Source organism: Roseovarius sp. JB2-10, from assembly GCF_055693585.1.
This window is the reverse complement of sequence record NZ_CM146337.1, coordinates 2,450,765-2,467,033: the sequence shown is the minus strand read 5'-3', so window position 1 is coordinate 2,467,033 and position 16,269 is coordinate 2,450,765. Positions and strand designations below refer to the sequence as shown.

The window sequence follows — 16,269 nt, the reverse complement described above, 5'->3', positions numbered from 1 at the left end:
TGTATACCAAAGGACAATGCCGGAATCGCATTTTCTACTGTTCGATACAAAACGCTTTCCTTGCGATTGGTCGCAATCGGTGCAACGTCCTCATTTTGGCATCTGTTCTATCTGCCTTCCTTTTAGGAACACCTAAAAGCGTCGCCAATATGCGGGCGAATAAAAGAAAATTGACGCCAGGGTCGTTCGGATCGACCAGTTTATAACCGTCGAAGAACGAAAAAAACGCGTCATCCGGAACGATATGACCGGGGCGCACATCGTTCGCATCTCGTATTATTGAAGTGTAATCGAGCAATACCTTTGCAATATCATAACCGACAGGCGCAGGGCCAGATTTGGAAATGTCGATACCTGCCATCTGAGAGTCGGAGACAATCAAATTTCGCATGTGAAAATCACCGTGCTGATTTGCCGAAACAGTTTTACGCTTTTCAAACTTAGGTGCAATTGAAACAATATGTTCAATGCCACGTAGAAAGAGACCTCTCGCGGCGACTTCTGTCGTACCAGACATAATTTCTTCACGTAGTTTCTGGTAGTAACTGACAGTGTATTTCGGGTTGAAATTTCGAGTTTCATCCACTTGGCATCTATGAAACGCATCAAGCCATGATCCAGCTCTCCGCAATAAGGCCAACTGCGCATTTCGATCGTGAATAACGTCGCGCATGACATCTGAAAATGGCTTACCTTCGATGTAAGTTAGAAGACTTGCTTGGTTATCAGGATCGACAAACACGGGCTCAGGCAGTGTGTTTTTTGCGGTATGCGCGAATTTGAGAAATGCTTGAGCCTGCATTTTGTAGTGATTGACAAATCCCTCAGGTACATAAGGTTTCATCTGGTGTTTGTATGTATAGCGCAAACCGTCGGGATGCTTTGCCAAAAACGTTGCAGTTGCGATTTCAGGACCGTCTTGTTTAGCAAGCTGCTCGAATGACCATTCATGTCTAGGCAAATTGGTCTTTGTTTGAACTTCTTTCCATGCTGCCGCGGCAGAGGACTCGAGCTCAGATTTATGAAATTTGGATATCATTCGAAAAACGCGGCCACCCGGAAAAGAATGATCAGTTTTGCATCATTTTGTATATCCACATGTTGCGAGTTAACCGACAAGAACTCAAGTTATTGCTGGTTGGATCACAACAAACATACAGCCAACCGACTAGTGCGCTGATCTCTATGCAATTGCATGCCCAAAAGCGATGCAACCTTACGTGCTTTGCTTCAAATCCCCCAGCGGGATATGGCAGCTTATGATATGGCCGTCATCCGTCTTGCGCCAAGGCGGGGTTTCTTCTTCGCAGATGGCCCCCAGTTTGCGGGTACAGCGGCGCTGAAAAGGGCAGCCGCGGGCGGGTGGGGAAAGCTCCACAACGTCTTCGGCCATCAGGTGCGGCGCCGCGTCCGGATCAGGCTCCAACACGGCGTTCAGCAACACCGAGGTATAGGGGTGTGAGAGCGGCCCATAGACTTTATCCGTAGGGCCAATTTCGCAAAGCCGTCCCTGATAGAGCACGGCCACCCGGTCCGACAAGGCACGCACCACGGCCAGATCGTGGCTGACGAACACATAGGTTGTGTCCTTCAGCTTCTTGAATTCATTCAGAAGTTCCAGCATCGCAGCCTGAACAGACACATCCAGGGCTGAGGTGATTTCATCGCAGAGCACAATTTCCGGGTTGGCCGCAAAGGCGCGTGCAATCGCCACGCGCTGCTTCTCTCCGCCCGAAAGCTGGCCGGGAAGACGGTCCAGATAATGCGCACCCAGACGCACGGTTTCGAGGATTTCAACGCTCCGGTCATGCAAGGCCTGCCCGCTCAGCCCGTCATAGAGCCGCAGGGGTTGCGCCAGAATTTCCGCCACCGTGTGACGCGCGTTCAGACTGTCATCCGGGTTCTGGAAAATCATCTGGATGCGGCGCAGCTGCTGTGGATGGCGTTGCTCGACCATAACGGGCAGGTCCGTATCATTGGCGACGCTGATCTTTCCGCCTGCCGGTGCCAGGAGGCCCGCAACGGCCTTGAGAATGGTGGATTTGCCCGAACCGGATTCTCCCACCAGACCAAGCGTTTCACCTGCCGTGATCGCGACTGAGATGTCATCGACCGTCGGCACATCCTCTTCCCCGCCCCCAAAGAGGCGTTCGAAAAAGCCCGGTGACGCGTAGCTGATCGACAGATCATCCAGTTCCAGCGCGGTTTCGCCGCCATCGCAATGGTGCAAGGGTACGGCGCCTGTGCCGCCTACGGCCAGCGTATGGGCATCGGCGTGGCGGAAACACCGCGCGCGGCTGTCATCGCCCGCTTTCATCAATTCCGGGCGGGCGTTGAGGCATTGGGTGTTGGCCAGACCGCAGCGGGGTGCAAAGGCGCATCCACCGCCCGCGCCGCCGGGTGGCGGGGGCGCCCATCCAACGCGATGGGCAGATGATCATCGCACAGCCGGGGGATCGAGGCGAGAAGCGCGCGCGCATAGGGGTGTGCCGGATCCTGCAAGACCGCGCGTGTGGGCCCTTCCAATACGGCCTCGCCCGCATACATCACCATGACCCTTTCACAGACCCGGGCGATCACACCCAGATCATGGCTGACATAGACCATCGCCATGTTTCGCTCACGGGCAAGATCTTGTAAAAGCTCCAGAATATGCGCTTGCGTGGTCACATCCAGACCGGTGGTCGGCTCATCCAACAACAAGGCGTCCGGTTCACCGGCCAAGGCCATGGCAATGGCCACGCGTTGCTGCTGACCGCCTGACAATTCATGCGGATAGCGTGTGTAAATCACCTCCGGATCAGGCAGGCGCACTTGCCCCAGCAAATCTATGATACGGTCATAATATGCGCTCTTGGCAAGGTTGCAATGCAGCTCCAGCGCCTCGGCCATCTGCGTGCCAATCCGGGCGGTCGGGGTCAGGGATTGTCCGGAATTCTGCGGGATCAGGCCCAATTGTCCGCCACGGATCGCCTCCAGCTCTTCGCGGGACCGGCTGAACATGTCCTGCCCGTTGAAACAGACGGATCCCTCGATGACGCGCAAACCCTGTTTCAAAAAGCCCATCGACGCCAGTGCCAGCGTGCTTTTGCCCGATCCGCTTTCGCCCACAATACCAATGCTCTCACCCGGGCAAATCCGCAGGTCTACATTGCGCAGAACCGGCAGGGTGTGACCGCCCCGCCCCGTGAACCCGACAGACAGGTTGCGGATGTCGATGATCGGTTCGACCATTTAAACCACTGCCTTTCTGGCACGGTCGATGCCCATGGCCTTGGCCAGCGCATCCGCGGTCAGGTTGATGCCGATGATCAGTGACGACAGCGCTACCACCGGGGCCAGAACGCCCATCGGGGCCAGAGGCATATAGGCGCGCTCATCGGCAATCATGACCGCCCAATCCGGCGTGGGCGGCGACACGCCAAAACCCAGAAACGAAAGGGATGAAAACGCCAGCAGCATCCAGGACCATCGCATCGCGCCCTCAACCATCATCGCGTCGCGCACATTGGGCAGCAATTCGCGCCACACGATGCTGAGGCGGCTGTGGCCCCGTGCCCGCGCCGCCAGAACAAAATCACGCGCAACCACGTCATGGGTTGCCGCGCGGATGACCCGAATGACCGGAATGCCAAAGAAAAACGCCAGTGTCGGGATCATCACCGCGTTTCCGGTGCCGAAAACCGCAACCAGCACCAGCAGCGACAAAACCCCCGGGATCGACAAAAACGCATCGACAACGCGCATGGCAATCTCATCGGTTCGCCCGCCCACGAGGCCAAGCCAGATGCCTGTCATCCCGCCCCAGAGCAGGGCAATCGGCGTGGCAATCCCGGTGACCAGCAACGCCACGCGCCCGCCCTGAAGCACGCGCGTCAGGATATCCCGCCCGAGGTGGTCCGTGCCAAGAAGGTGGTCCGCAGACGGGCCTTCCAAAATCAACGAAGAGTCCATGGCCTTATAGTCATACGCGGCCAACCACGGGCTGGTGATGGCCAGAACGATATGTCCAAAAACCAGTATCAGTCCGATCAGACCAGAGGGCCGGGAGGCAACGTCGCGCAGAATGACACGCAGGCGGCTCAGCAAACCCAAGCTTGGTTTTTGATGGGCGATATCCGTCATTTACGCCTCTGGCTTAAGGTGCGTAACCGCGGGTTGAGAATGATGGTGAGCATGTCTGCCGCCAGGTTCACACCCACATAAGTGGCCGCGACAATCAGGGCCAGCGCCTGCACCACCGGCAAGTCGCGATCAGAAATCGCGGCAATCATCGTGCGGCCCAGACCCGGATAGTTGAACACCATTTCAACCACGACAACGCCCCCTAGCAGCCAGGCCACCGTCAGCGCCACGACGTTGATTGCCGGCAAAAGCGCGTTGGGCAATGCGTGGCGAAAGACGATCCGCCAATAAGGCACGCCCTTGAGCGTGGCCATCTGAACGTAATCGCTGGCCATCACTTCGATCACCGAAGAACGCACCATGCGCATGATATGGGCGATCATCACCATGGTCAGCACCACGGCGGCCAGAATGAATTCCGGGAAGAAGTCGAGGGCCGGGGCATCCGCCGGTGTCAGCACGACAGCGGGCACCCAGCCCAGCCAGATCGCAAAGATCAGGATCAGCACGGTGGCGGACACAAATTCAGGGATGGTCATGGCGAAAATCGCGCCGGTCGACAGAACGATGTCGATCCAGCTGTCGCGCCACAACCCTGTGATAATGCCCAGGAATATCGCCAACGGAACGCCCACCGCCAACGCACCCGCGGCCAAGAGCATCGAGTTTTTAACCCTGTCCCCCACCAGTGCCGCGATGCTTTGCTGACCGTCCGCCGAGACGCCAAAATCCCCCTTGATGGCGCCGGACGCCCATTCCAGATACCGTGTCACGGCGGGTTTATCGAGGCCCAGATCAGCGCGGCAGTTTTCCAGCAATTTACCCTTGGCGTCGCGCTCCAGAAAGGCCGTGCAGGCATCGCCGGGCAGTGCTTCGACCCCCGCGAAGATAATCACCGATACGATCCAGACGGTCACAAACCCCAGGAACAGTCGGCGCACGAGCATTCTTAACATGTATCAAGCACCAGGTTGGCGGACAGATTGCAGACAGCCCCCAGACCGCCCAAGTGAGTTGGGCCAACCCTAACCCGCTGCTATTCGAAACGTCTAGGCATTTTGTATGCGGGCGCGATCACAACCACGCGGCATAGCTTTGCATCCACTCGCGGCGCAAATCTTCGCCCTGCCCGGCAAAGGACGCCTCCAGCAATTCATAGGCCATGATCCGATCCGGACGAAAGTTGCGAAAATCCTTGCGCAGCTCGCACCACGCCGCCAGCACGATGGCCTCGGAATGGTAGACGATGGCAAAGGGCATGATCTGACGTTCCGAGACATCGCCATTGCCATCGCAGTAGCTGATTGCCAGCTTACGTTCCAACCGGATTGCGGCCCGCAGATCGGACAGATCCACCGTGTCCGGCACCTGCGGGCCCCATGTTGACGAAAAAAGCGCGTTGCTGAGCTGGGTGGCCTCTTCCAGTTTGCGGCAGGCGCGGTGCCCGGCCTCTTTCAGCCCGCGGTCTCCAGTGCGCGCGATCATTGCCAACCCGACGGTCACCGCCTCGGCCTCTTCGATATCAAAGTTGATCGGCGGCAGGTCATACCCCGGCCGCATGATATAGCCCACGCCCGCCGCCCCTTCGATGGGCACGCGCATGGCCTGCAACGACGCGATGTCGCGGTACACCGTGCGCGGGGTCACTTCCAGAGCTGTCGCAAGCTGAGCCGCCGTGCGCGGCTGATCGGCGCTGCGCAGTATCTGAATGATCTCAAACATCCGGGTAGATCGCGTCACGGGGGTTTCCTTTCGCCGGTCAATTGCAGCTTATCATGACACTGCTGACAGATACATGTCAGCAGTGGTTTGGTAGCGTCGCCTGACTTCTTTAAGGATGAGGCATTCATGACCCGGACCCAGACACGCAAACCGATGACAGGCCACATGGCAGGCGTGGCGTTGGTGTGCATATCTGCCATCGTGTTCAGCACGGCCGGCATATTCACCAAAGGCGTCGATGCGAATGCATGGTCGGTCATATTTTGGCGCGGTCTGGGCGCTGCGGTCTTGTCGCTTGGATATGTGGCATTGCGGGGCGGCCTGCCCGGGGAAATCGCGCGATTTGGCTGGCCCGCCCTGTTGGTCTCTGTGGTTGCGGCATCCGGCACGGCGGCGTTTATCCCGGCGTTCAAGCTGACCAGCGTGACCAATGTTGTCTTGATATGGGCAACAGCCCCGTTTGTATCTGCCGCGCTCGCATGGTGCCTGATCGGTGAACGGCCAGGGTTGAAGGTCATGCTGAGCAGCGTTCTGGCGCTGATCGGCGTAGCACTCACACTGCGCGGCTCTCTGGGTACCGGAAATCTGGTGGGTGACATGCTGGCTATGTGGATGACACTGATGATGGCACTTTTCTACGTGATATATCGCATATGGCCCGACACACCCACGGTGCTGCCCAATGTTCTGGCCTCGGTCATCCTGTTGGTACCGAGCTGGATCTTCGGGGGGCCCATGGCCACCTCCGCGCCCGAGATCGGCATTCTTTTGATCTTTGGGTTGGTCTTTGCCGTGGCCTCCATCACCCTGACCGAAGGCGCGCGGCGCATACCGGCCGCGCAAACCGCGCTTCTGGGCGCATTGGAGACGCCGCTGGCACCCATCTGGGCCTGGCTTTTCTTACGGGAACTGCCCACGTCTTGGGCCATTGCGGGCGGCATTCTGGTCATGCTGGCAGTGATCTACTCGCAGCTTCCCTCCCGCAAAAAACTTCCGAAACCACTCTGAAAGGATCAACCGATGGGTATCAAGACCGACAAACTGAATCGCAGCTTTCGGGATTTCATCGAACGCCAGCCCCTCTTTTTCGTGGCCACGGCCGCCGCAACCGGACGTGTGAACATGTCACCTAAAGGATTGGATTCACTTCGTATTTTGTCAGACACTCGGATCCTCTGGCTGAGCCTGAGCGGGAGCGGCAATGAAACTGCTGCCCATATCCGGCAGCTTCCCCGGATGACATTGATGTTTTGCGCCATTGACGGGGACGCCTTGACCTTGCGGGTCTACGGCACCGCGCGTGTGGTCCATCCGCGCGACGCGGAATGGGCAGATATGCTGGCCCAGTTTCCCAAATATGCCGGTGCGCGCAATATCTATGAGCTCGACATCGAATTGGTGACCACTTCCTGCGGCACCAGCGTCCCCGAAATGACCATCACCCGGGATCGGGCCGGCACCGAGCTGGAGCCGTGGTACGCCAAAATGACCCAGGAAGAGATCGAGGCGTTCTGGCGCAAAAAGAACAGCATCAGCCTTGATGGCGCCCCTACCGGGCTCTGAATAGGCACGCAATGCGCGCGTGACGCCGTGTTCGGGCTTGCGCTGAACGTCTGCATAGCTAGGATGCGGCGCTTAGCAAAGACAGGACGGGTGTGGACAGGGTAATGGTGGGTTATGAATACAGGGTCATTCCGGCCCCGACCAAAGGGCAAAAGGCGCGTGGCGTCAAAGGGCCCGGTGCGCGGTTTGCCAATGCGATGGAACTGCGCATCAATGAACTCGCGGCAGAAGGGTGGGAGTACATCCGCTCGGATATTCTGCCCAGTGAGGAGCGTCAGGGTCTGACCTCGACGCAGACCGTGTATCGTTCATTGCTGGTTTTCCGCCGCGCCTTGGTCGCCGACGATGAGGTCGACGTTTTTGCGGATGATATCGAGGATGCGCACGACACAGACCCGGTGGAAGATAGTCCCGAAGCCGAAGACATGCCGGATGATTTGGACGAACCCACAACATCTTCCGAAGACGACATGTCGCAGGGCGACGATACCGAGAACGCTACATCCGACAGTGACGTGGAAAAGCAGCCGAGCTGACCCAAAACACGTCACGCAAAACACAACCCTGACGTTCCGACGCGCCATTATGAGCGGCGGAACGCCACTGGTCGGCCCGTCGGCAATTCGTTAAATTATTTTTCAAATTTTTTACCACCTGCCCCCTTCTATTCGCCGCGTTTTGGCCTAAACTCTCTTCTCCGAGTCGCAAAGGTGATCCTATGTCCAAATCTGACCCATTCGGTTTCGATATGTCCGTGTCTTCGGCAAAGAAGAAAAACCCGCGCGGGCGGCGGGGAATGTCGGGCGAATCTGAAACGTCGGTTCGGGTCTGTGAGCATGAAGGATGTGAGGAGGCGGGCAAGTTTCGCGCGCCAAAAGCGCCGGATGTTTTGGATGACTTCTATTGGTTCTGCCAGACCCATGTCCGCGAGTATAATCTGAAATGGAATTTCTTCCACGGGACCACCGAAGCCGAAATGAACGCCCAGATGTCGAAAGACAAGGTCTGGGAACGTGAAACCAAATCCTTTGCGGACCCCGAGGCGCGGGCATGGGCACGTCTGGGCATCGAAGACCCGCATCAGGTGCTGGGCGGCAATGCCACGCAAAATCCGGGCAAGGGCACCACGACCAGCAGCCGGAAACTGCCCCCGACAGAACGACGCGCCATTGAAATTCTGGAAGCCAAGGACCACTGGACCAAGGCGGAAATTCGCAAGTCTTACAAAGCGTTGATCAAAATTCTTCATCCCGACATCAATGGCGGGGACCGCAGTCAGGAAGAGCAATTGCAGCAGGTTGTCTGGGCCTGGGATCAGATCAAACCAAGCCGCAATTTCAAATAATCAGATCAACCGGTTCCGCATTGGGCGACGCACCGGAAAACTGCATCCCGGTGCATCACGATCTGCGCATATCAGGCGGCTTTGAACACCAGCGACACGCCGTTCAGGCAATGCCGTTTGCCGGTCGGGGCCGGTCCATCATCAAAGATATGTCCCAGATGGCTGCCGCAGCGGGCGCAATGGCATTCGGTGCGCACGCTGAACAACAGCTTGCGATCTTCTTTGGTGCCGATGGCGCCAGGCAAAGACTTGTAAAAACTGGGCCAGCCGGTGCCACTGTCATACTTGGTTTTTGAACTGTAGAGCGGCAAATCACACCCGCGGCAATGATACGTGCCTGGATCATAGACTTTGTCGAGCGGAGAGCTGCCGGCACGTTCAGTGTCTTCCTTGCGCATGACCCGGTATTCCAGATCGCTGAGCATCTTGCGCCATTCGGCATCAGTGCGGGTGACCTCAAACGTTTCCTTCGCGGCGCCCGCCTGCATCCCCAGAGAAATGGCCGTCCCGGAGGTCAAAACGGATAAGATAAAATGACGACGTTGCATCGGTTAAAGTCCTTTGTTGTTGGCGTAGATGTGAGCATCAACGGGCGGCATCGCAAGAGGACAGGCACAGATAACAGGGGGTGCACCCTTGCGCGGTCTGCCCATTCGAGCGGATGGTTTTGCGTCCATGTGGCCTCTCCTGTCTCGTAATCTCCTGGTGCTCACGGTGAAGACACGACCGCGCGATTGAAATAGTTTCGCCCAAAGACCCGGATTTACGCAAATCTTTTGGGATCCGTCACATTTTTCATCAAAGACCCTTTCCGCAGTGCGGACATTACAAACTGGATATTGATTGGCTTCAAACTGGCCCTAGCTGCGGTCAGAACGCAGGGGTATTAAAAGCACGTATATTCCAGTTGAAACTGACGTGTATTCTCGCCCCTTCCCCTTGCCCTTGGCTTTGAATTCAGGCACCACGGGGCAAATTACAACGACCCGATTGAAGGACCCTGCCAATGGCCGACGGCACGATTGATATGAACGCGAAACCAACCGAAGAGATTTCGGTGCGTGAGGTTTTTGGCATCGACACTGACATGATCGTTAAAGGCTTTGCCGAGCGAACTGACCGGGTGCCGGACCACGACAATACCTACAAGTTTGACCCGGACACCACATTGTCGATTTTGGCGGGTTTTTCGCATAACCGGCGGGTGATGATCCAAGGCTACCACGGCACGGGTAAATCGACCCATATCGAACAGGTGGCCGCACGCCTGAACTGGCCCGCCGTGCGCGTGAACCTCGACAGTCACATCAGCCGGATCGACCTGATCGGCAAGGACGCGATCAAGCTGCGCGATGGCAAGCAGGTGACCGAATTCCACGAGGGCATCCTGCCCTGGGCCCTGCGCAACCCCGTTGCGATCGTGTTCGATGAATATGACGCGGGCCGCGCGGATGTGATGTTCGTGATCCAACGGGTGCTGGAGCATGACGGCAAGCTGACATTGCTGGATCAGAACGAGATCATCACGCCGAACCCGAATTTCCGCCTCTTTGCCACGTCAAACACCGTGGGTCTGGGTGACACGACCGGGCTCTACCACGGTGTGCAGCAGATCAACCAGGCGCAGATGGACCGTTGGTCGATGGTGGCGACGCTGAACTATCTCAGCCACGACGCGGAAACCGCCATCGTGATCGCCAAGAACCCGCTCTTCAACAACGAGCAGGGCCGCAAAACGATCAGCCAGATGGTCACTGTGGCCGAACTGACCCGCACGGCGTTCATGAACGGGGAGCTGAGCACGGTGATGAGCCCGCGGACGGTCATCAACTGGGCGCAGAACACCCATATCTTCCGCAATGTCGGCTATGCCTTCCGCCTGACGTTCCTCAACAAATGCGATGAGTTGGAACGCCAGACCGTGGCGGAATTCTACCAGCGCTGCTTTGACGAAGAACTCCCGGAAAGCGCTGCAAGCACGAGCATGGGGTAACCCTTTGGGTCGCCCAACCCCGCGAGGTTTGGCATGCATATAGGTCTCATTGGCGGTATCGGCGTGGCGGCGACGGTGGTGTATTACCAGCGTTTGGCGGCGGCTGTTGCGGCGAAGGGCAAGCCGCTGGATCTGACCATTGTCCAGGCGGATGCACCGACGCTGGTGAAGAACAACCGCGAAGGCAATCGCGCGGCACAGGCCGCTGTCTATGCACCCTTGATCGACCGTTTGAAAGCAGCAGGCGCGGAGTGTGCGGCCATCACCTCGCTCGGCGGACATTTCTGTTATGCCGAGACCGAGGCCGTGTCTTCCCTTCCTCTGGTCTCAGGAGTGTCGCCTTTGGATGCGTTTTTTGCGGATCAGGGCATTGAAACTGTTGGGCTTTTGGGGACCGAAGTTGTCATGGCCACCAAGCTATACGGGCAATTGACCCGGACCCGCGCTGTTGCCATCGAAGACGACGTTCCCGAGCTGGGCCGACGGTATGTGGATATGGCGCTGGCGGGCACTGCGTCAGATGCGGATCGCGCCTATTTTCTGGAGGCCGGGCAACGGCTGGCACGGGATCACGGCGCCGATGCGGTGGTGCTGGCCGGGACTGACCTGAACCTTGCGTTTGACGGGCAGACGCCCGATTATCGCGTGATCGATGCGCTTGAGGTGCATGTGGACGTGCTGGCACAGTTGGCCTGTGATGAATTGGGTCTGAACGACCTGGAGACGGTGTGATGAAGAAACCCAACGACAACCCTGCTGATCCGTTCAAAAAGGCGTTGGCCGAAGCCACCAAGGTCATGGCCGATGATCCGGAATTGTCGGTCACCTATTCGGTTGATCCCGCCGGTGTCAGCGGCGACGCCATGCGCTTGCCACAGGTCAGCCGCCGGTTGACGCGGGACGAGGTGTTGATGGCGCGGGGCACGGCGGATGCGTTGGCGCTGCGTCACAAATATCATGACCCATCCGTCAGCGCCCGCTACAACCCGCAGGGTGAAATGGCGCGCGAGCTTTATAATGCAATGGAAACAGCACGTTGCGAGGCCGTAGGCGCACGCGTTATGCCTGGCACGGCGAGCAACATCGACACCAAGATCGAGGCCGAAGCCCTGCGTTTGGGCTATGATCAGGTGACCGATGCCGCCCAGGTGCCATTGCCGACCGCCGCCGGGTATTTGATCCGCCATCTGGCAACGGGTCGCGATCTGCCGCCCGCGTGCCAGAACGTCATGGAGCTGTGGCAGGGATTTATCGAAGAGCAGGCCGGCGGAACACTGGAAGACCTGCAAGACATTTTGGTGGACCAGACGGCCTTTGCCAAATTCGCCCGCCAGATTATCGAAGATTTGGGGTATGGCGATCAGCTGGGCGATGATCCGGACACGTTGGATGATGACGAAGACGATCAGGCCGACGACAATGGCGATGAGCAGGAAGAGCCGGAAAGCTCTGGCGAGGATGACGGTGACGACGATCAGGTCGACGCGGACCCCGAACAGGCGCAGGACGATCAACAAGATGACAGTCAGGCCCAGGTCAGCATGGATGACATGGCTGATCAGGAAATGGGGGACGAAACCGAACTGCCCGAAGGAGAAGCGCCGCTCGAACCCCCTGCCCCGCAACCTATTTCTGACGCAGATCCTGAATACAGCGTCTATTCCACCGAGTTCGACGAAGAGATTGCCGCCGAAGATCTGGCTGAACCCGTCGAATTGGAACGGTTGCGCGCCTATCTGGACCAACAGCTTGAACCATTGAAGGGCGCCGTCAGCCGTCTGGCCAACAAGTTGCAACGCCGGTTGCAGGCGCAGCAGAACCGATCGTGGGAATTTGATCTGGAGGAAGGCACGCTGGACGCCGGACGTTTGGCGCGCGTGGTGGCCAATCCGACAACCCCGCTCAGCTTCAAGGTCGAAAAGGACACTGAATTCCGCGATACGGTTGTGACGCTTCTGCTGGATAATTCCGGCTCGATGCGCGGGCGGCCGATTTCCATCGCGGCGATTTCCGCCGATGTTCTGGCCCGCACATTGGAACGCTGCAGCGTCAAGGTCGAAATCCTCGGCTTTACCACACGCGCGTGGAAAGGCGGCCAAAGCCGGGAAAACTGGCTGGCAAACGGGCGACCGCAACTGCCCGGGCGGCTGAACGACCTGCGCCACATCATTTACAAATCCGCAGACGCGCCCATGCGCCGGACCCGTCAAAATCTGGGCCTTATGATGAAAGAGGGCCTGTTGAAGGAAAACATCGACGGCGAGGCGCTGGAATGGGCGCATCGGCGCATGGTGAACCGCCGCGAGGCGCGCAAGATTCTGATGGTGATCAGTGATGGTGCGCCGGTGGACGATTCAACTTTGTCCGTTAACCCCGCGAATTACTTGGAAAAACATCTACGCGACGTGATTGCAATGGTGGAAAAACGCCGCCAGGTCGAACTGCTGGCCATTGGCATCGGCCATGATGTCACGCGGTACTATAACCGTGCCGTGACGATCACCGATGTGGACCAATTGGCCGGTGCGATGACCGAACAACTGGCCGCGCTCTTTGACAGTGATCCCCGCGCGCGGGCGCGTGTGATGGGCATGAAAAAGGCCAGCTAACCCACAAAATCAGGGCTCAGACCCGCCGCGGTGGGCTGGCCTCACCCCTCGCCCGCGCCGGGGCCTGTGGGCTCGAACCAGACCAGGAAGCCACCCAGAAAGCCTTGGGTTTCGTCGGCAACCACCTGTCGCGGAAAGAAGAGCTGCGCCTGTTTCGCCGCGGCCTCACCACGCCAGGGACGGTTAGTGACGCGGCAGTGTGCCTCCTGCCCGCCATAGCTTGGTGCGGGATCGACCCGGCGCATAAATCTGAGGCCACTGACAATGCGTTCCCGCCCGATATAGACCGAGCCCGACTCCAGCACTGGAAATTCAGCCAGGCTGGTCAGCGCCGATTGTTTGCCGATGGCCCAGACACCGCACACCATCGTCATCCCCGCATTGTTGCGCAGATCCGCCGCGACCGTAATGCCACCGCCAGACGTGTAGGTGCCGCCCCCGAGGATGGGTTGCGCACCCAACGGCGCGGTGATTTTGGGTTGCGAGCTGACACAGGCCGAAACAACGCCTGCCATCACCATAAGAGCCAAGCTTCGAAATTTCATGACAAACCCTCACTGGCTGTTCCTGCCTGATCCTACCGCAATCTGCTTTCGCCGCAAATTGATCCGCAGATAAACCCGCGACGGGCAAAGGCAACGCTGGTCATTTCCACAAGACTGGGCAAGTAATAGACCAGAATGCAAGCGGAGACCGACCATGTTTCAATCCTTCGAAGACACCGCCAGTCCCGACGCAGGCCCTGCCCGATTGGCAGCACTGCGCGATGCCATGCAGGCCGAGGGTGTGCAGGGTTTTCTGGTGCCTCGCGCCGACGCGCATCAGGGGGAATATGTGGCCGATCGCGACGCGCGGCTGGCGTGGTTGACCGGATTCACAGGCTCGGCGGGGTTTTGCATCGCACTGCCCGAGATAGCCGGGGTCTTTGTGGATGGGCGATATCGCGTGCAGGTCAAGGTGCAGGTCGATACCGCGCATTTCACACCTGTGGACTGGCCAGAAACCAAGCCTGCCGCGTGGCTGCGCCAGAACTTGCCGGCGGGCGGGATCGTTGGGTTTGATCCCTGGCTTTATACGGTGGAGCAGATCGAAACACTCGAGAAAGGCCTGGCGGGCAGCGACATCACGCTGCGCCCGATGGATAACCTGATTGACCGTATCTGGCCCGATCAACCCGCCGCGCCGCAAGGTCAGATCACGCCTTATCCGGTGCATCTTGCCGGTCGCGACCACGCGGAAAAGCGCAACGCGATGGCAGATGATCTGCGCAACTCCGGGCATAGGGCAGCGGTGATTACCTTGCCCGATTCCATCGCCTGGACGCTTAATATTCGGGGGCGTGACATTCCCAGAAACCCTGTTGCGCATGGGTTTGCCATTTTGCATGACACTGGCAATCTCACCTTCTTTGTGGATGAGGCCAAGCTGGATGACACCGTGCGAGCGCATCTGGGCGACGACGTCCTGACCCGGCCGCTCAACGCCTTTGGCCCGGCCCTGCGCAGCCTCACGGGCCCCGTGAGACTGGACAAAGGCTGGGTTCCGGTTTGGGTCATGCAGCAGCTTCAGGAAGCGGGCGTCGCGCATGAATGGGGCGATGAACCCCCGATTTTGCCCAAGGCATGCAAACATGACGCCGAAATCGCAGGCACGAGAGAGGCGCATTTGCGCGACGGCGCCGCTTTGTGCGAATTCCTGACCTGGTTCGAAGCGCAAGCGCCGGGGTCGATCACGGAAATCGATGTGGTCACCAAGCTCGAGGCCTGTCGCGCCGCAACGGGTGAGCTTCTGGACATCAGCTTTGATACAATTGCAGGTTCTGGCCCCCACGGCGCGCTGGCCCATTACCGCGTCACAACCGGCACCAACCGAACACTCGAAAACGGCGATTTACTGGTGCTGGACGGCGGCGGGCAATATCTGGACGGCACCACGGATATCACCCGCACCCTGCCCATCGGTGACGTGGGCGTGGATGAGCGAACGGCCTTTACCCGCGTGTTGCAGGGGATGATTGCGATCAGCCGTTTGCGCTGGCCTGCGGGGCTGGCCGGGCGGGATCTGGATGCGATAGCGCGCTATCCGCTCTGGCTCGCGGATCAGGATTACAACCACGGAACCGGTCACGGCGTGGGCGTTCATTTGTGTGTGCACGAAGGCCCGCAGCGATTGTCACGGGTCAGCCACGTGCCCTTCAAGCTCGGCATGATCGTTTCAAACGAGCCGGGATATTACCGCGAGGGGGCGTTTGGCATCCGCATCGAAAACCTTGTGGTGGTCACCGAGGCGCAGCCGATTTTGGGCGGGGATCAGACGGGCAAATTGTGTTTTGAGACGCTGAACTGGGTGCCGATTGACCGCCGCCTGATCGATGTTGGTATGCTGAGCACGGCGGAACGGGACTGGCTCGATCACTACCACGCAACTTGCCGCGAAAAAATCCGCCCGCGCCTCACGGATGCTGCGGCAAATTGGCTGGATCAGGCGACTGCCCCTTTGTAGAGTTCTGGTGTACGGTTGCATCCAACAGGATGCGAAGAGCGATCAATGGGGAGAAAACAGCCATGGCAACTATCAGGATACGCAAGGCCGACGGTGTCTGGACGGTACGTGCAGGCGGGGCTGTTCTGGCCGAAAGCAAGAACGCTCTGGAGCTAAGCGAAGGCGACTATCCTGCGGTGATCTACTTCCCGCGCGAAGACATCGCCATGGCCTTTCTGGATGCCACCGATCACAGCACCACCTGCCCGCACAAGGGCAGCGCCAGCTATTTTTCAATCATCACCAAGAGCCAGACGCTGGAAAACGCCGCTTGGAGCTATGAAAACCCTTTGGAAGATGTCGCACGCATCAAAGGCCATCTGGCGTTTTATCAAAGTGAAGCCGTGGCGGTGGAGCAAATCTGACCCCAC

17 protein-coding genes are annotated in these 16,269 nt (G+C 58.4%); 9 read left to right on the top strand and 8 right to left on the bottom strand.

Translation table 11 applies throughout. The features are described 5' to 3' along the window. Positions 1 to 34 precede the first annotated feature (34 nt). The 6 genes from ACZ1HJ_RS12400 to ACZ1HJ_RS12375 all read right to left on the bottom strand — a co-directional run bounded on the left by ACZ1HJ_RS12400 (position 35) and on the right by ACZ1HJ_RS12375 (position 5,865). Positions 35 to 1,039 (bottom strand): phosphotransferase, encoded by a 1,005-nt coding sequence (locus ACZ1HJ_RS12400; protein ID WP_472718974.1) that lies wholly within the window; start codon positions 1,037 to 1,039, stop codon positions 35 to 37. A gap of 177 nt (positions 1,040 to 1,216) precedes the next feature. After that, positions 1,217 to 2,317, bottom strand: a complete 1,101-nt coding sequence (locus ACZ1HJ_RS12395) for an ABC transporter ATP-binding protein (protein ID WP_472718973.1) — start codon at positions 2,315 to 2,317, stop codon at positions 1,217 to 1,219. After that, complete coding sequence (locus ACZ1HJ_RS12390) at positions 2,317 to 3,234, bottom strand: ABC transporter ATP-binding protein (RefSeq protein ID WP_472718972.1); 918 nt, start codon at positions 3,232 to 3,234, stop codon at positions 2,317 to 2,319. Before ACZ1HJ_RS12390 ends, ACZ1HJ_RS12395 begins: the two co-directional genes overlap by 1 nt. After that, complete coding sequence (locus ACZ1HJ_RS12385) at positions 3,235 to 4,125, bottom strand: ABC transporter permease (protein WP_472718971.1); 891 nt, start codon at positions 4,123 to 4,125, stop codon at positions 3,235 to 3,237. Further along, on the bottom strand, positions 4,122 to 5,072 hold the full coding sequence (locus ACZ1HJ_RS12380) for an ABC transporter permease (RefSeq protein ID WP_472722204.1): 951 nt from the start codon (positions 5,070 to 5,072) through the stop codon (positions 4,122 to 4,124). The genes ACZ1HJ_RS12385 and ACZ1HJ_RS12380 overlap by 4 nt, the downstream gene beginning before the upstream one ends. A 127-nt stretch (positions 5,073 to 5,199) precedes the next feature. Further along, the gene (locus ACZ1HJ_RS12375; RefSeq protein ID WP_472718970.1) at positions 5,200 to 5,865 is read right to left on the bottom strand and encodes a helix-turn-helix transcriptional regulator; all 666 of its coding nucleotides are present in this window, start codon (positions 5,863 to 5,865) and stop codon (positions 5,200 to 5,202) included. Positions 5,866 to 5,973: 108 nt separating this feature from the next. On the opposite strand from ACZ1HJ_RS12375, the gene ACZ1HJ_RS12370 reads away from it, so the two are divergent. The 4 genes from ACZ1HJ_RS12370 to ACZ1HJ_RS12355 all read left to right on the top strand — a co-directional run bounded on the left by ACZ1HJ_RS12370 (position 5,974) and on the right by ACZ1HJ_RS12355 (position 8,755). Beyond that, on the top strand, positions 5,974 to 6,855 hold the full coding sequence (locus ACZ1HJ_RS12370; RefSeq protein ID WP_472718969.1) for a DMT family transporter: 882 nt from the start codon (positions 5,974 to 5,976) through the stop codon (positions 6,853 to 6,855). A 12-nt stretch (positions 6,856 to 6,867) separates the two neighbouring features. Next, a complete protein-coding gene (locus ACZ1HJ_RS12365; RefSeq protein WP_472718968.1) occupies positions 6,868 to 7,410 on the top strand; it encodes a pyridoxamine 5'-phosphate oxidase family protein in 543 nt (180 codons plus the stop codon). 104 nt (positions 7,411 to 7,514) lie between these two features. Next, entirely contained in the window at positions 7,515 to 7,946 is a 432-nt protein-coding gene (locus ACZ1HJ_RS12360) for a DUF4177 domain-containing protein (protein ID WP_472718967.1), read from the top strand. Positions 7,947 to 8,128: 182 nt separating this feature from the next. Beyond that, positions 8,129 to 8,755, top strand: coding sequence for a DnaJ domain-containing protein (locus ACZ1HJ_RS12355; protein ID WP_472718966.1), 627 nt, complete (start codon positions 8,129 to 8,131; stop codon positions 8,753 to 8,755). A gap of 71 nt (positions 8,756 to 8,826) precedes the next feature. Here ACZ1HJ_RS12355 and msrB read toward each other — a convergent pair whose 3' ends face one another. Then, positions 8,827 to 9,303 (bottom strand): peptide-methionine (R)-S-oxide reductase MsrB, encoded by a 477-nt coding sequence (msrB, locus tag ACZ1HJ_RS12350; protein WP_472718965.1) that lies wholly within the window; start codon positions 9,301 to 9,303, stop codon positions 8,827 to 8,829. Positions 9,304 to 9,761: 458 nt separating this feature from the next. Here msrB and cobS point away from each other — a divergent pair, with 458 nt between their 5' ends. Genes cobS through cobT form a run of 3 tightly spaced genes read left to right on the top strand, consistent with a single transcriptional unit; the run spans position 9,762 to position 13,357 of the window. Next, positions 9,762 to 10,748, top strand: a complete 987-nt coding sequence (gene cobS / locus ACZ1HJ_RS12345; RefSeq protein ID WP_472718964.1) for a cobaltochelatase subunit CobS — start codon at positions 9,762 to 9,764, stop codon at positions 10,746 to 10,748. 33 nt (positions 10,749 to 10,781) lie between these two features. Further along, on the top strand, positions 10,782 to 11,480 hold the full coding sequence (locus ACZ1HJ_RS12340) for an aspartate/glutamate racemase family protein (protein WP_472718963.1): 699 nt from the start codon (positions 10,782 to 10,784) through the stop codon (positions 11,478 to 11,480). Further along, complete coding sequence (cobT, locus tag ACZ1HJ_RS12335; protein WP_472718962.1) at positions 11,480 to 13,357, top strand: cobaltochelatase subunit CobT; 1,878 nt, start codon at positions 11,480 to 11,482, stop codon at positions 13,355 to 13,357. The genes ACZ1HJ_RS12340 and cobT overlap by 1 nt, the downstream gene beginning before the upstream one ends. 41 nt (positions 13,358 to 13,398) lie before the next feature. On the opposite strand, the gene ACZ1HJ_RS12330 is transcribed toward cobT, so the two are convergent. Further along, the gene (locus ACZ1HJ_RS12330) at positions 13,399 to 13,902 is read right to left on the bottom strand and encodes a hypothetical protein (RefSeq protein WP_472718961.1); all 504 of its coding nucleotides are present in this window, start codon (positions 13,900 to 13,902) and stop codon (positions 13,399 to 13,401) included. Positions 13,903 to 14,056: 154 nt separating this feature from the next. Here ACZ1HJ_RS12330 and ACZ1HJ_RS12325 point away from each other — a divergent pair, with 154 nt between their 5' ends. Beyond that, positions 14,057 to 15,859 carry an aminopeptidase P family protein gene (locus ACZ1HJ_RS12325; protein ID WP_472718960.1) on the top strand — a complete coding sequence of 601 codons (1,803 nt, stop codon included), beginning with the start codon at positions 14,057 to 14,059 and terminating at the stop codon, positions 15,857 to 15,859. A gap of 62 nt (positions 15,860 to 15,921) precedes the next feature. Further along, positions 15,922 to 16,263, top strand: a complete 342-nt coding sequence (locus ACZ1HJ_RS12320; protein ID WP_472718959.1) for a DUF427 domain-containing protein — start codon at positions 15,922 to 15,924, stop codon at positions 16,261 to 16,263. Positions 16,264 to 16,269 lie beyond the last annotated feature (6 nt).

Bases quoted from the DNA above. Each gene is read 5' to 3' on its own strand.
- ACZ1HJ_RS12400 (WP_472718974.1), bottom strand. From the start codon at position 1,039: ATGATATCCAAATTTCATAAATCTGAGCTCGAGTCCTCTGCCGCGGCA.
- ACZ1HJ_RS12395 (WP_472718973.1), bottom strand. From the start codon at position 2,317: ATGAAAGCGGGCGATGACAGCCGCGCGCGGTGTTTCCGCCACGCCGAT.
- ACZ1HJ_RS12390 (WP_472718972.1), bottom strand. From the start codon at position 3,234: ATGGTCGAACCGATCATCGACATCCGCAACCTGTCTGTCGGGTTCACG.
- ACZ1HJ_RS12385 (WP_472718971.1), bottom strand. From the start codon at position 4,125: ATGACGGATATCGCCCATCAAAAACCAAGCTTGGGTTTGCTGAGCCGC.
- ACZ1HJ_RS12380 (WP_472722204.1), bottom strand. From the start codon at position 5,072: ATGCTCGTGCGCCGACTGTTCCTGGGGTTTGTGACCGTCTGGATCGTA.
- ACZ1HJ_RS12370 (WP_472718969.1), top strand. From the start codon at position 5,974: ATGACCCGGACCCAGACACGCAAACCGATGACAGGCCACATGGCAGGC.
- ACZ1HJ_RS12365 (WP_472718968.1), top strand. From the start codon at position 6,868: ATGGGTATCAAGACCGACAAACTGAATCGCAGCTTTCGGGATTTCATC.
- ACZ1HJ_RS12360 (WP_472718967.1), top strand. From the start codon at position 7,515: ATGGTGGGTTATGAATACAGGGTCATTCCGGCCCCGACCAAAGGGCAA.
- ACZ1HJ_RS12355 (WP_472718966.1), top strand. From the start codon at position 8,129: ATGTCCAAATCTGACCCATTCGGTTTCGATATGTCCGTGTCTTCGGCA.
- msrB (WP_472718965.1), bottom strand. From the start codon at position 9,303: ATGCAACGTCGTCATTTTATCTTATCCGTTTTGACCTCCGGGACGGCC.
- cobS (WP_472718964.1), top strand. From the start codon at position 9,762: ATGGCCGACGGCACGATTGATATGAACGCGAAACCAACCGAAGAGATT.
- ACZ1HJ_RS12340 (WP_472718963.1), top strand. From the start codon at position 10,782: ATGCATATAGGTCTCATTGGCGGTATCGGCGTGGCGGCGACGGTGGTG.
- cobT (WP_472718962.1), top strand. From the start codon at position 11,480: ATGAAGAAACCCAACGACAACCCTGCTGATCCGTTCAAAAAGGCGTTG.
- ACZ1HJ_RS12330 (WP_472718961.1), bottom strand. From the start codon at position 13,902: ATGAAATTTCGAAGCTTGGCTCTTATGGTGATGGCAGGCGTTGTTTCG.
- ACZ1HJ_RS12325 (WP_472718960.1), top strand. From the start codon at position 14,057: ATGTTTCAATCCTTCGAAGACACCGCCAGTCCCGACGCAGGCCCTGCC.
- ACZ1HJ_RS12320 (WP_472718959.1), top strand. From the start codon at position 15,922: ATGGCAACTATCAGGATACGCAAGGCCGACGGTGTCTGGACGGTACGT.